General features: G+C 40.4%; 15 protein-coding genes. 7 read left to right on the forward strand and 8 right to left on the reverse strand.

Features of this window, described 5'->3' with window-relative positions; all coding sequences use genetic code 11:
* Positions 1 to 74 precede the first annotated feature (74 nt).
* The 4 genes from rpmE to EAH57_RS00190 form a co-directional block, all read right to left on the reverse strand.
* On the reverse strand, positions 75 to 299 hold the full coding sequence (rpmE, locus tag EAH57_RS00175; protein ID WP_004671881.1) for a 50S ribosomal protein L31: 225 nt from the start codon (positions 297 to 299) through the stop codon (positions 75 to 77).
* A gap of 198 nt (positions 300 to 497) precedes the next feature.
* A complete protein-coding gene (locus EAH57_RS00180; protein WP_004671882.1) occupies positions 498 to 1,466 on the reverse strand; it encodes a bile acid:sodium symporter family protein in 969 nt (322 codons plus the stop codon).
* Positions 1,467 to 1,605: 139 nt separating this feature from the next.
* Positions 1,606 to 2,007, reverse strand: coding sequence for a lactoylglutathione lyase (gene gloA, locus EAH57_RS00185; protein ID WP_004671883.1), 402 nt, complete (start codon positions 2,005 to 2,007; stop codon positions 1,606 to 1,608).
* A 2-nt stretch (positions 2,008 to 2,009) separates the two neighbouring features.
* Complete coding sequence (locus EAH57_RS00190; RefSeq protein WP_121928342.1) at positions 2,010 to 4,175, reverse strand: AmpG family muropeptide MFS transporter; 2,166 nt, start codon at positions 4,173 to 4,175, stop codon at positions 2,010 to 2,012.
* A gap of 183 nt (positions 4,176 to 4,358) precedes the next feature.
* Between EAH57_RS00190 and EAH57_RS00195 the strand changes: the two genes are divergently transcribed.
* The gene (locus EAH57_RS00195) at positions 4,359 to 6,989 is read left to right on the forward strand and encodes a Lon protease family protein (protein ID WP_121928343.1); all 2,631 of its coding nucleotides are present in this window, start codon (positions 4,359 to 4,361) and stop codon (positions 6,987 to 6,989) included.
* Between the two features lie 68 nt (positions 6,990 to 7,057).
* On the opposite strand, the gene EAH57_RS00200 is transcribed toward EAH57_RS00195, so the two are convergent.
* The 3 genes from EAH57_RS00200 to surE form a co-directional block, all read right to left on the reverse strand.
* Positions 7,058 to 7,987, reverse strand: coding sequence for a LysR family transcriptional regulator (locus EAH57_RS00200; protein ID WP_004671886.1), 930 nt, complete (start codon positions 7,985 to 7,987; stop codon positions 7,058 to 7,060).
* Between the two features lie 129 nt (positions 7,988 to 8,116).
* Positions 8,117 to 8,953 (reverse strand): peptidoglycan DD-metalloendopeptidase family protein, encoded by an 837-nt coding sequence (locus EAH57_RS00205; RefSeq protein ID WP_121928344.1) that lies wholly within the window; start codon positions 8,951 to 8,953, stop codon positions 8,117 to 8,119.
* Between the two features lie 107 nt (positions 8,954 to 9,060).
* Positions 9,061 to 9,834 carry a 5'/3'-nucleotidase SurE gene (gene surE, locus EAH57_RS00210; protein WP_121928345.1) on the reverse strand — a complete coding sequence of 258 codons (774 nt, stop codon included), beginning with the start codon at positions 9,832 to 9,834 and terminating at the stop codon, positions 9,061 to 9,063.
* A 152-nt stretch (positions 9,835 to 9,986) separates the two neighbouring features.
* Between surE and EAH57_RS00215 the strand changes: the two genes are divergently transcribed.
* Complete coding sequence (locus tag EAH57_RS00215; protein WP_121928346.1) at positions 9,987 to 10,361, forward strand: MCR_0457 family protein; 375 nt, start codon at positions 9,987 to 9,989, stop codon at positions 10,359 to 10,361.
* A gap of 160 nt (positions 10,362 to 10,521) precedes the next feature.
* On the opposite strand, the gene EAH57_RS00220 is transcribed toward EAH57_RS00215, so the two are convergent.
* On the reverse strand, positions 10,522 to 10,884 hold the full coding sequence (locus tag EAH57_RS00220; protein WP_121928347.1) for a hypothetical protein: 363 nt from the start codon (positions 10,882 to 10,884) through the stop codon (positions 10,522 to 10,524).
* Between the two features lie 421 nt (positions 10,885 to 11,305).
* Here EAH57_RS00220 and EAH57_RS00225 point away from each other — a divergent pair, with 421 nt between their 5' ends.
* From EAH57_RS00225 to EAH57_RS00245, 5 genes are all read left to right on the forward strand, one after another.
* Entirely contained in the window at positions 11,306 to 11,698 is a 393-nt protein-coding gene (locus tag EAH57_RS00225) for an MCR_0457 family protein (RefSeq protein ID WP_121928348.1), read from the forward strand.
* Between the two features lie 167 nt (positions 11,699 to 11,865).
* Positions 11,866 to 13,014: a D-alanyl-D-alanine carboxypeptidase PBP5/6 gene (dacC, locus tag EAH57_RS00230; protein WP_121928349.1), complete on the forward strand. Its 1,149-nt coding sequence runs from the start codon at positions 11,866 to 11,868 to the stop codon at positions 13,012 to 13,014.
* A gap of 97 nt (positions 13,015 to 13,111) precedes the next feature.
* Positions 13,112 to 13,654, forward strand: coding sequence for a gamma carbonic anhydrase family protein (locus tag EAH57_RS00235; RefSeq protein ID WP_121928350.1), 543 nt, complete (start codon positions 13,112 to 13,114; stop codon positions 13,652 to 13,654).
* A 65-nt stretch (positions 13,655 to 13,719) separates the two neighbouring features.
* Positions 13,720 to 13,929: a hypothetical protein gene (locus EAH57_RS00240; RefSeq protein ID WP_121928351.1), complete on the forward strand. Its 210-nt coding sequence runs from the start codon at positions 13,720 to 13,722 to the stop codon at positions 13,927 to 13,929.
* On the forward strand, positions 13,926 to 14,342 hold the full coding sequence (locus tag EAH57_RS00245) for a type II toxin-antitoxin system VapC family toxin (protein WP_121928352.1): 417 nt from the start codon (positions 13,926 to 13,928) through the stop codon (positions 14,340 to 14,342). Before EAH57_RS00240 ends, EAH57_RS00245 begins: the two co-directional genes overlap by 4 nt.
* The last annotated feature ends 13 nt before the right edge of the window (positions 14,343 to 14,355 follow it).

The following is a 14,355-nucleotide window of genomic DNA, read 5'->3' on the forward strand; positions in this document are numbered from 1 at the left end:
GGTTGGTGAGGGATTTAAAAAATACAGACACAAAAAAAACGGGCATATTGCCCGTTTTTTTTGTTTTCTTGATATTAACGTTTGATAGAACGTGACATACCAGAAAAACGTTGTTTGAATTTGTCGATACGGCCGCCTGTATCCACATTCTTTTGTTTACCAGTATAGAATGGGTGGCAAGCTGAACATACGTCAAGATAAAGAGTTTCTTTACCTAAAGCAGATTTAGTTTCAATAACGTTACCACATGAACAAGTAGCAACTAAAGTTTGGTATTTTGGATGAATATCGGCGCGCATGCTCGATGCTCCTAATTAGTAAGAAAGGCTTAAGCTGTTATCGCAATTGATCACTCTCAATATGAGGAAAGCAAAGTGTTTTACACTTGCAGATCAACACCACAACAGACCATTTCTTTTGACTCACCGAGACTCTAAAGGTCAGAGCAAAGCCAACAAGTGCCGAGCATTATACGCCAACAAAACAGATTTAGCGAATTATTCTTGTCTTGTTTTCGACCAATGATTGGCAATTATCCCACAAACCATCAACTGGATTTGATGAAAGATCATAATTGGTAAAACAATCATGCCTAAAGGTTGTCCTATAAATAAAATTTGCGCCATAGGCACCCCACTCGCCAAAGTCTTCTTTGAACTGCAAAAGAAAATTGTCGCTTGATCCGCTTGATTAAAACCAAGCCACTTTGGTAGATAGAAAGCCAATAGCATCACAATGGTAAGCAAGACTGAACACGCAAGGATTAAATACAATAAGGTTAAACCACTGACCTGCTGCCATAGTCCAGCAACGACAGCACTGCTGAACGCCCCATAAACCACCATTAAAATAGAGCCTTGATCAAAGACCTTGACCAGACTTGGTCGTTTGAGCATTGCAGGAAAGATATAAGGGCGTAATATTTGACCTAATATAAATGGAACCAATAATAATAGTGTGATTTGAATAATTGACTGGGTTGGATCAAAACCATGTTGGCTTTGTCCAAGAATAAAATAGCTGACTAAAATAGGCGTAATAATCATACCAATGATATTGGAAAATGATGCACTACACACAGCACCTGCGACATTGCCTTTGGCCATCGAGGTAAATGCAATCGAAGATTGTACTGTTGATGGCAGAAAGCACATAAACAGAAAACCCCAATACAACTGCTGTCCCAAAAGCGGCTCTAAGATTGGTCGGGCCATGAGGCCGATTGCAGGGAAAAGTAGAAAGGTAAACGCAAAGACGAGAGCATGCATTTTCCAATGCAGCATGCCTTCAACCACAGCTTCACGCGACAACTTTGCACCGTGTAAGAAGAAAAGTATCGCGATAGCAACGGTTGTGAGAATATTAAAATAAGATGCAATCTGGCCTGAAACTGGTAAAAATGTTGCAAGTACAACCATCGCAACCAAGAGTAATGTAAAACGATCCAGTGCCAAAATTTTGAACATATCTTATTCCTACTCACCCACTAAGTACAATAAAGCCCAATACAATATTGTTGACCATTTGATCGACATATCATACTGGGCTATATAAATAATGCTAGCGCTTTTAAATGAGAAATCTTCAGCTTAAGATGAATTCAAATTAGTTATTACGTGCATTTTGATCCTGTTGAATTAACTCAATCTTATAACCATCTGGGTCTTCAACAAAAGCGATAACCGTCACACCACCCTTCATCGGACCTGCTTCACGAACCACTTTTCCACCACGCGCTTTGATGTCATCACATGCTTTATAAGCATCTTCTACACCAATCGCAATGTGTCCATAAGCATTACCAAGCTCATAGCTCGAAGTATCCCAATTATGAGTTAACTCAAGTACGGTATTGTTTTCTTCATCGCCATAGCCAACAAAAGCAAGGGTAAAACGCCCTTCTTCATAGTCGCGTTGGCGTAGCAATTTCATACCAAGTACCTCAGTGTAGAACTTTAAAGATTGTTCTAAATTACCTACACGTAGCATCGTATGTAACATGCGCATCGTTATTCACCTGTCTGTTGTGTTGATGGTTTTTCATGCTCGCGTAACAGCTTTGCAACCCAAACCACGAGGATTAAGATTGGAACACCAATCAAAGTCGTCATTAAAAAGAAATTCGGGTAGCCCATATTGCTGACCATTGTGCCAGAATAGCCACCCAATAATTTCGGTGTTAATGTCATTAATGAACTAAAAATAGCATATTGAACCGCAGTAAAAGAAACACTGGTTAAGCTCGATAAGAACGCAATAAATGCTGCACCAGCCAAACCAGCAGCAAGATTATCCACCACAATCGCAAAATACAACCACAAGGAACTATACTGTTTGATGACTTTACCCTTGATCTCGACATCCTGAGTAGACTGAGGATTGATCAGTGGTAAAGGATCAATATTCACATCCAGTTCATTCCCTATGGTGAGGTTGGTATTCGACTGATAACGATGCGATATCGATAATATCGACTGATCGCCATCGAACACCGCAACATCAAGTTGCTTAGATGGCGAAGAAAGCAATTGTTTCGCTTCAATCACGCTGCTAAAAACACCATTTCGATCTAGTTTTGCATCATAATTTTGACCATCCAAATCAACCACAATTTTTTGTGTCGCGGTTAATGGCTCACCAAAATACTGTCCTCTCACCACGATACTACCCGATTGTTCATGTAGGGTGATTTCATTATTACTGGTGATAGGCAACATCTGAATTTGTGGTTTTTGTGCATCTCCAACCAAATATGGTTGTGAAATCGAGATCGGCTTTTCATGCGCTTTATCGAGATAAGATGCAGTGACTTCAACTTTGTTCGCTTCACTCAAAACAGCGGGCGGCACTTGTAATTTCCAGAAACCCACTTCATCTGTAGGTACTTGATAAGACTGATTGCCGACTTGGACATGAACCTGATCTAATGGTTTTCCAGATTTTACTAAGCCAATAAAAATCAAATTGGTTGAACTTGCAAGCACTGCACCGATAAACATCAGCTTCATGATATTCATTCGTTGCGCCAGCAAACCACCCAAGAAACCACCAACTAAACTAAACAAGACACCATAAACTTTAACTGCTTCAGCAATTTGCTCTTTACTAAAGTTCAAATCTTGATAGAACACATTGGAAATCACCCCTGCGATAATGTCAGAGATTCGGAAGAAGCCAATCAGCAATAACAGCACCAACGCGAGTTTCACGCCATAGCGTTTAAAGAAATCTAGAATCGGTGCAACCCATGTTTCTTTCGCCATCTGTTGATTTACAACACTCATTTTGACCAGTCCAAAACCAATCAATAAAGCACAGGCAGTGGCTGTTAAAAACCTCAACGCTTCTAAGCCAAATAATGCTGCTGTGTCTTTAATCGCTGTTGCTTGAATCAAGGCCTGTGTAAGTTGACCCGAATAGATATAAGTCAGCACAAACGTGGCGACTGCGATAAAAAAGACAAACACCAAACGGTAATAATCTGTTTTTTTATAATTTTTATAAATACGATTAACTATAGGCTCACGGACGACCAGGGTGGTTACAATCCCGATCACCATGACAGCTGCCATGGTCAAATAGGTATATTTCCAAGCTTCGTAGATATAGTTGCCTTTAGCCGTACCTAAATAAGCAGCCAAGAATAAAGCACCTGCACCTGCAACGATCATCCCAATGCGATAGCCTGCATTATACGTCGATGCCAAAACCGTTTGCATTTCTGTTTCAGCCAACTCAATACGATAAGCATCGATCACAATATCTTGAGTTGCCGCAGAGAAGCCCAGCAGTACCGCACCTGCTGCCATTTGAATTAAATAGCTTTGCCCCAGTGCAGGGTCAGAAAAAGCCATAATACAAATCGCACAAATAATCAGGCATTGTGCGATCAACAGCCAAGCACGGCGGCGACCTAATGTTTTAGTCAAAAATGGAACTGGCAACTCATCAATCAATGGCGCCCAAACAAATTTAAATGAGTAGCCCAATGCCGCCCAACTAAAAAACGTCACCGCAGTTTTATCAATACCAGCCTCTCCTAGCCATAAAGATAAGCTAGAAAAAATTAAAAGGATCGGTATACCTGCTGAAAAACCAAGAAAAAACATAATCAGCGCACGGCGATCTAAAAATGCTTTAAATGCAGCCGCCCAACCAGAGGCTTGAGTCGTCATTGCTTATTATTTTCCAAAATGTTCAAATGTGCCTATTCAATCGTTTCTTGCCTCAGCTTGCAAGTTGCTTTATGCAATCATTGTTTTGTTTTGTCGATAAAAAACACAAGTTCGCTTGATCTTTAGACCCAAAACTGTATACCTTTAATTACTTAACTTTCGTTTCTTTGTTGGATAGCAATAGTGACCCAAAAACTCGACCAAATGACTGCAACAACTTTATCTCTAACACCAACAAACACGATTAAAGCAAATACCAATATTTTTCCAAATGCTTTTGAACAACCCGATATACAACCAACACTGACAAATACAGCTTTGCGCGCTGACCAACTAACGCATATTCCAGATTTAGCCAAAATCCCAAGCTCGACTAAACGCATAAAACCGCTGAATAACTTTTTAGGTCAAGATCGCGCGCGCGCTTCCGTTGAGGCTGGGATTTCACTCCCTTATTCTGGCTATAACATTTTTGCAGTGGGTACAGCAGGACTGGGTAAACGTACCATGATTAAACGTTTACTCCAGCAACACGCCAAAACCATGCCGACTCCTGATGATTGGGTCTATGTTAATAATTTCAAAAACCCAAGACAGCCGCTTGCTTTGCGTTTTCCTGCGGGTCAAGGTACGAAGTTCCAAAATGCACTACAACAAGCATGGCAAATCAGCTTAAAGCAATTGGAACGTCGCTTTAGCGCAGAGAGTTATCACAATCGTATTGAACGCATTCGCCAAGACACAGGTGAGGTACAACAACAGGCATTGGTTGAACTCACCAAAGAAGGTGAAGAACTCGATTTAAAGCTCATTTCTCGTAATGACAAACATGTCTTTATTCCGATGTTACTCAAGAATGATGAATATCACGAGTTAACTCAAGATGACCTAAACACACTCACTAGCCAAGAACGAGCTGATATCAAATCAAATCTCCGCTATATGGAGAAGAAACTAGAACGTTTAGGTCTACACTTAGGCGATTTAGAGGATGACGCACGGGATCAAGTTTCGACCTTAAATCGTGACATTGCAGCGCAAGTAGTAATGCCAAGGATCAACCAGATTCTAAGCCGACATAAAGAGGTCGAACATCTCGAACAATATTTAAAACAATATGCTGATGACATTATTAATAATGTCGAACTTATTTTAGAACAAGAAGAAGATGATTTTACCCCTGCTTTATTCAATCGCGTGCCTGCGCGTTATCAAGCAAATGTAATTACATCAAACAAGCCAAACAGTGGTGCACCTGTCATTTTTGAAGACTTCCCAACTCATTACAATTTATTGGGTCATGTCGAACAGTTAACCCATAATGGCACCATTACCACAGACTTCACTTTGATTCGTCCTGGTTCACTACATCGCGCCAATGGTGGTTTTCTATTACTCGAAGCTGAGCATTTACTTGAACAACCTTACGCATGGCAAGGTTTAAAACGTGCCTTAAAATCAGGAAAACTCAAGCTTTCGTCTTTGGAACACATGCTGACTTTAACAGGCAGCATTTCGATTGAACCAGCGGCAGTTCCTTTAGATATTAAAGTGGTTTTACTGGCAGAGCCTGAAATTTATTATGAAATTTTAGAAATAGAACCTGAGCTTGGTAGTGTCTTTAAGATTCGTGCCGACTTTACCGATACATTACAACGTAATGACAGTAACGAACAGGCCTACATGCAATTGATCGCCGACTATGTGCAAGCAGATAAGCTATTGCCCTTTGATCGTTCCGCATTAGCCGCTTTGCTGACGGACTCTAGTCGCCAAGCTGAAGATCAAAGCTCTTTGTCATTACACGCTTCGACACTTGGTGATCTCATTCGAGAAGCCCACCATCATGCCTTTAAAGCAGATGACAAGCTAGTCACCAATCATCACGTCAATCAAGCCCTGCATCATCGCCAATATCGCTTGGGCTATCTCCGTGAGCTGTACTGGCAAGATTTATCGCGTGGCACACAATTGATCGAAACCTCAGGACATCGTCTAGGTCAAATCAATGCCCTCTCCGTGATTCACTACGCTGATGTTGAATTTGGCTTGCCTTCTCGCCTCACTGCTTCAGTTTACCAAGGTGGTGGCGATATTCTTGATATTGAACGTAGCGTAGAGTTAGGTGGCTCACTTCATGCCAAAGGTGTGTTGCTAATGTCTAGTTTCCTCAAAGCACATTTTGGGCGTGAGCAAATTCTACATTTCTCTGCGGCACTCGCTTTTGAACAAAGCTATGGACAAGTCGATGGTGACAGTGCCACCGTTGCGGAATTGTCAGCTTTAATCTCAGCGATCTGTCAGATCCCAATTGATCAATCTTGGGCAATTACAGGGTCGATGAACCAACTGGGTCAAGTTCAACCCATTGGTGGTGTCAATGCCAAAATTGAAGGTTTCTATGATGCATGTAAGTTGCAAGGTCTAACTGGCAAACAAGGGGTGATTATTCCACGCCAAAACATGCAACATCTGATGCTACGTCAAGACGTAAGTGAGGCTGTTCAAGCGGGGCAATTCCATGTACATGCGATTGATACCATTGATCAAGCCTTAGAAATCTTAATGGCGCGCCCAGTGGGTACGTTAGACAAGAAAGGTAGATATAGTAAAAACTCTATCTATGCTGCCGTAATGGAACAACTGGAATATTGGCAAGCGATCGAAGATGGTGATGCCGTTGAGGATGAAACGCCAAAGAAAAAGAAAAAGCGGAAAAAAAGTAAGAAAGACACCAGTACAACTAAAGCATCTGAGGAGGTTTTAGCCGAGACTAAAACACTCAAACCCTTCACTAAAAAGCGACGTAAATAAAGAAAAAGCCATGTTCCGTTGAGGAGCATGGCTTTTTTAAATCTCGAAGCTATGAAATTTCAATCGCCTTAAGCAACACCCTGTAAGGAACGTCCACCGGGTAGTTGAGCAAAATACTGTTTAAGTGCATCAATACAACGATGTACTTTTACTGGATATTGTTCACGCTTGGATGTGAGTGCTTGTAAGGTATAAACAGGCAGTTGCCAATCTGGTAAGACTTCAACCAACGAACCGCTGATCAGTTCTTTTTGAACATCCATATATAAAATACGCGCGATCCCAAGCCCCTGTTGACACAGTGATTTCGCTACAAAAACATTATTTGTGCCCAAACGTGTTTTCATATCAACATTCACGACATCACCACTTAAACCATGACGAAATGAAAAGTGCTGAAAGTTTTGCATCAAAGTGATGGGCAATAATTCATGATGACATAAATCTTGCGGATGAGTAATTGAGGGTGCTTGGTTCAAATAGCTAGGCGATGCAACTAAAACCTGATCGACACGCGCTAAAGGAACAATCGTTAGTTGGGGATCATCAACTTTTAAACTCATACGTATCGCAATATCAATACGTTCTTCAATCAAATCAATATAGCGATGGTCTGCTTCAAAATGAACAGCTAACCCCTTATGCGCTGACATCCAGTGAGAAAGTGCTGGAACGACATGTAATGCACCAAGTTCAGGCGTAGTTGCAATACGCAAATCGCCGACCAAATCATCACGCAACTCATTGATTCTAATTTTGCCACGCTCAGCCGCAGCCAACATTTCTTGGCAACTAAAAAAAAATGCCTGTCCAGCCTCTGTAAGACTGAGTTTTCGTGTTGAGCGATGAAGTAATGTGACATCCATTTCTTGTTCTAATGAACGGATTTGTTGACTGACCGCACTTGTTGTTATTCCTAAATCCCGAGCGGCTCCGCTAAAAGAGCTTTTCTCTACAACGCAAGCAAAAACCCCCATTGCACGCAATTGATCTAACATAAACTTCCCTCTCAATTTATTAATATGCTTATTGTTCTAATAAAAGCAAACATAATAAGTATACAGAGAAGTCTATTGTTAGACTAGAGATTATTAACAATTTGTTGAGGGTTTGTTTACGTTATGAAACTAGTTAGGGAGTACTGTTGTTGGGTTAACTGGCTTACCATCCAACCGCACTTGGAACTCCAACATGACACGTGATGCTCCTGAAGAACCCATCTCTGCAATTTTTTGTCCAGCAGTCACGTTGTCTCCGCTCTTGACCAACATTTTGCTGTTGTGCGCGTAGGCAGTAATATAGCCATCAACATGTTTAACCAAGACCAAATTGCCATATTCTTTCAAGCCATCCGCAGCATAAACAACCTGCCCGTTTGCAGCAGCAAAGATTGGATCGCCAACATTGCCGCCATAACGCGTACCTTTAACATTACTTGCCAAATTGAAGGTTTGAATAATCGCACCATTTGATGGTTTAACCCAGCGTAGGCCTGAGGCCAAAGTAGATGATGAAGGATTCACAGGCACGACGGGAACAACAGGTCGTTGAGTCGGCGTGGTGACGGTCTGAGTTGGTGGAGTAACTGGTCGCTGTGTTGGTAAATTGACACTTTGACGCTGAATTGGAGCTGTTTGCGCCATCGCTTGTGTTGATGTTGTTCGCTGTGCAGCGGAACCTTTTAAGCGCAATGATTGGTTGACATAAATTCGATATGGCGGCGCAATATCATTGAGTGCTGCGATATCTAAATAGTTCATCCCATAACGATTTGCAATACGACTCAAAGTATCACCAGAACGAACTGTGTAATAATTTGGTGCGTGTGCATAACTTGCACCACCGCTCACCTGTGGTTTAGATGCACAACCTGTTACAACAGCCGCTGTTGCAACCGCCATAGACAATACGATTGTTTTGATCATTTTTTGTGAATGAAAAATCGAGACATGGTTTAAGTGCATCTTCGCCCTCATCGAAAAATCCTTAATCTATTTGCGCCTTAGAGTACCAAAAAAGTGAGAAAAAACGAGCATTCACGCACGATCTTCACAAAGTTATAACATTCAAGTTATTTACCATTCACATGATTATGCAAATTGTCTAACACTGTGTAATTGGTTGCATCCATTTGAATCGGTGTGATACTGACATATCCACTTGAAACAGCAAAGAAGTCTGACTGGATCTGACTCGAGGCTTGTTGAGGATCAGTTACCGCCTCACCTGCAAGACCGATCCAATAGACTTGACGCCCTCGTGGGTCAACATGACTACTAATCGGTTTAGACTGCGCCCTGCGCCCTTGATAGGTGATTTGAGTGCCTTTGATCTGTTCAACATCAGGAATATTAATATTGAAAATATGACGTGGTGGTAAAATTGGCAAACCCTGAGCAATGAAATCATGCACCCACTGTGCTGCTTGTGCGTATTGTTGAGGGTGGTCGTATGCGCGTACATTTGCTCCTGCGAGTGATACCGCAATAGCAGGATGTTTCATTAAGCGCCCTTCAAACGCTGCGCCCACAGTGCCTGAATATAAAACATCATCCCCCAAATTCGCTCCATTATTGATACCACTGACCACAAGATCAAATTCAAAATCAAAAAGCCCATTAGTGGATAAATAAACACAATCCGCAGGTGTGCCATTTACCGCCCAAACATCTTCGGAAATCTGAATAGGACGTAAAGGACGATCTAAGGTTAATGCACTTGAATAACCACTACGCTCACTTTCAGGCGCAACCACGACCACTCGACCTAAAGGTTTTAACGCTAAAGCCAATGCTTGAAGCCCTGGTGCTAATACACCATCATCATTTGCAATCAAAATATTCACTAAAATTCAGTCTCTCTCATTAGGGCTTGCTGCTACTTCAACCATGTATTGATAACATGTCAATAGCCCGTCTACTACACAGTTTTTTCAATTGAATTATTCATTGAATTATATATATTTATTACTTCATAGTATTAGAAATTTATACAATCATGAGACATTTATCTAAATTTATTCGAGTTTTTGGGGTTGCTTTCTCACTTTTAACAGCACAAGCAATTTATGCAAATGAAGCCGTTTCAGCTCAAGAAGCAAATGCATTGATCAAAGATGATATCGCCAATGCGCAAGTACTGATCGAAATGTGTCCAAAATTGATCGGTAAAAATGCCCAGTTCGACCAAAACATTAAAACAATCATCGCTTCTTATTTAAGTGGCTATTCAGACAAATCAGCTTCACTTGGAAGCTTGCAGCAAGATGCCGAGTTCAAAGCTTTGCTCAAAGATGCTCATGAGGCTGCAAAAGAAGTTGACCGAGCTGAGCAAAAGACAGTGTGCCAAGAAGTCGTAGATTTTGAAGCGTAATTAAAAGTATCGTCTATTTGTGGTTTTAAATATTAAACTTCTTTCATAGATCCCTTTTATTTCACCTCATAGGAGAAATACAAAAGGGCAAATAATGATGATAGAGGTCTGTTTAAAACCACATTTATTTCAAGTCTGGCAACTTAAAAATACAATGAAATTACCAAGCATCTGGCTCACGAACCATATGGATAATGTTGGCTGGATTTGTAATCCATCCCCCTCGAAAGCCTTCTGGCAATGGTTCAATTGCATCGCAACGAACAACACCAGCATCACTAAGATGTTTAGCCGCCTTAGCAAAATCATCCGTGAATAATTCGAGCCGAATCTCGGCTTGGCTCATCTCTGGTGCGATATCAATCCACAATTTGACTGGACCGAATTCGAAGCCTACCTCCGCTCCCTTTTCTGTAATCTGCTTTAGACCGATAACATCACGATAGAAAGCAACAGTCGCTTCGAATTGATGTGGTGGTAGCTTCAATGCGATATCAATACCGCCCTCAAATTTGGTCGTCATATCCTGCTCCTTTTTCATTCACATTCCGATGATCGCAAACAGGCTTACTTTTGTTTACTTATAAAAGAAGGACTCGGCTTGCTCAGGTTGACCGTAACTTCAACAATTTATTATTTAGATTGCTCATCTGCTGAAACATTCTGAAAAGTTAGTCTCATCAGAGGTGATGTTCTGATTGTTTTTTAATCATGTTATAGAACAAATCACAAGTCAAGCCAAGACCAAAAGCAACTCAACCTAGCAATTAAACTCTTTAATTTTCGAAGATAAATCAATTATTAAAGTGCTGCGGTGGTTTAACACACCGAGTCTTTAAAACCACATTCCCTCCACTTTCCCTACAGCAAATATACAATTTTATTTTTCTTCTATGCTATAAGTTATTCAAATCGTTTAAGTCTTAATTTGAGTTTGGTTTGTTATGAAGAAAAATGTTTTTAAAACACTAGGTTTATCATTGCTTATTGCCTCAAGTGCTTTAACACCGATTGCATATGCAGCAAATGCAAAACAAGAGTCAGAAAACATTGAAGTGACTCCAATGTCGCAAACAACAACACAAGAAGAGTTAGCAGCAATTTATGTACTTTCTGAAATTTGTCCAAGTTTAATTGACGAAGATAAGAAGTTTACGCAAGGCTATGAACGCTTGGTCAAAGAATACTTACCAAAAGAATCTAAAGCCGTTGACGCCCTCAATAAACGGGCAAAAGCAAAAGATTTCCAAAAATTCCTCGTCGAAGCACGTAAAGATGCCAAAGCTGCCGCTGATGAAAAGAATCGTCAAATTTGCGAAGATGTTCGAAACTATTAATTCAAAATAACCATAACAACGTATCAGGTATGACCAAATAAAAGTACCCGATATGTCTTAGTTACAATACTGTATGAAAAAGCCGACTTCCCCCATAGAAGTCGGCTTTGCTTTATCCTAAAATGCTAGGCTCATCCGTACCATACAAGATATTGGAACCACCTAGAATGACTAGAAAAAGCGCTATTGCTGCATTACTACTTTTGCCAAGCTTTTCATATGCAGCAACTGTCCTATCTGCTCCACCAGAATTAAATAATAAATCCTATGTATTAATGGATTATGAAACAGGTCAGATCCTCGCTGCAAAAAATGAAAATGAAAAACTTGCGCCTGCCTCGATGACCAAAATGATGACCAGTTTCATCATTGAACAAAAATTACTACAAGGCAAACTGACCGAAGAAGAACAAGTCCGCATGAACGAATCGGCGTGGTGCCGTGGTAGTAGCGCCGAGTCATGTATGTATGTCCCATTAAATGGTTCTGCAACTGTGCTTGAAATGCTGCGTGGCATCATTGTTCAATCTGGTAACGATGCATCAAAAGCAATGGCTGAACATATCGCGGGCAATGAAGGTACATTTGCTCATATGATGAACCAAGAAGCTAAACGTCTTGGCATGACCAATACCAACTTTATCAACTCAACAGGTATGCCTGCTGAAGGTCATTACTCGACTGCAAAAGATATGGCGATCTTGGCGCAACATATCATCAAGGACAGCTCAAAGTACTATCCGATTTATTCGGAAAAAGAGTTTACCTTTAATGGTATTAAACAAGGTAACCGTAATGCCTTGCTTTACACTGACCCAAGTGTAGATGGTTTAAAAACAGGTCACACCAATGAAGCTGGGTTCTGTTTAACCACTTCAAGTAAACGTGGTCCAATGCGCTTGATCTCGGTGATCTTCGGCACGCCAAGCATGAACGAACGTGCCAGTCAAACTCGCGCCCTTCTCGCTTGGGGTTTTGCAAACTTTGAAACTGCAAATGTGCAGCCTGCTAACCAAGCCATTGCCAAAGCAAAAGTTTGGTTTGGTAAAGAAGATGACGTTCAAATTGGCTTAGCTGAAAACTTCAATGTCACCATGCCAAAAGGACAAGCTGATAAAATCAAAACTCAGCTCGTGGTACAGCCACAACTCAATGCACCTTTGGCGCAGGGTCAAGTGATTGGAAAATTGGTTGCTAGCCTTGATGGTAAAGTCATTGCTGAAAAACCACTTGTTGCATTAAAACCGATCGAAGAAGCAGGTTTCTTTGCACGTATGATTGATCATATTAAATTATTCTTTGGTAACTTATTCTAAATCCTCATTTTTGAATAAGTGAATTAAGCACTCTGACTATTTAGTTCGAGTGCTTTTTTATTTTATAATTCCGCTATCTTTTATGTTGATGCCCCTTATGACCAAGAACATTCGCGCTTATTTAGACCAAACACCTGATATTGATTCTAGCTGTTATATTGATGACATGTCTGTCGTGATTGGTGATGTCAAATTAGCTGAGAATGTTTCAGTTTGGCCTTTTGCCGTGATTCGTGGTGACGTAAACTCAATTCAGATTGGAAAAAACAGTAATGTGCAAGACCATTGTATGTTGCATGTCAGCCATAAAAATCAATCTAAACCAAACGGTTCACCTTTGGTGATTGGTGAAGATGTGACTGTTGGGCATCATGTGACTTTACATGGTTGTACCATTGGTAATCGCGTCCTGATTGGGATTAATACCGTGGTTCTAGATGACGTGATTATTGAAGATGATGTGATGATCGGTGCTGGTAGTTTAGTTCCACCCCGTAAAGTCTTAAAAAGTGGTTATCTGTATGTTGGTAGTCCAGTACAGCAAGTCCGCCCTCTCACAGATAAAGAAAAAGCATTTTTACCTTATTCGGCGCAGAACTATGTGAAAGTGAAGGATAATTATAAAGATGCAACTCATTAATAAAAGAGACTATGTTATGATCAAATAAGCAACAATTCTTATAAAAATTAAACGTGAGGTGTGACATGACATCTTTAACCATTCATTTACCTGATGAATTAGTTAAAAAAGCAGAACAAGCGGGCTTACTTGAATCTGAGGAATTAGCAAAACTATTAGAGCAAGCACTACAAGCAAAAAATGAAAATAGATCAAATACGGGTTTTGGCATGCTCAAATCGAATAAAACCCCTGTTCCTGTAGATTTTGATGTTGCGAGTCTATTATCAAAATGATTGGCTTAGATACTAATATTCTTGCCCGTTACTACATAGAAGATCAATCAGATAACGAAGCGCAAAAGCAGCGATTACTGGCAAAAGACATCATTGAGTCGACTGAACAACTATACGTTGCAAAAACAGTATTATTAGAGTTTGAATGGGTAATGCGTGGATTTTATCAATTTAATCGTCAACAAATTTCCAGTGTGTTTGAACATATATCAACCTTAAGTCATATCAAGGTTGAAGACGAAGTAAATATAAACCAAGCCTTACAATATTATGAAAAGGGCCTGGACTTTGCTGATGCTATACATTTAGTAAGTTATTCGACTTGTGAAAAAATCTATTCATTTGACGATAAAAAATTCTCACGAAAAGCAGCAAAACTTAAAATTCAACCTGAAATCATTGTGCCCAAATGAAAAACTTCACCAT

It is taken from the genome of Acinetobacter sp. 2JN-4, from assembly GCF_003687745.1.
Taxonomy (GTDB): Bacteria; Pseudomonadota; Gammaproteobacteria; order Pseudomonadales; family Moraxellaceae; genus Acinetobacter; species Acinetobacter halotolerans.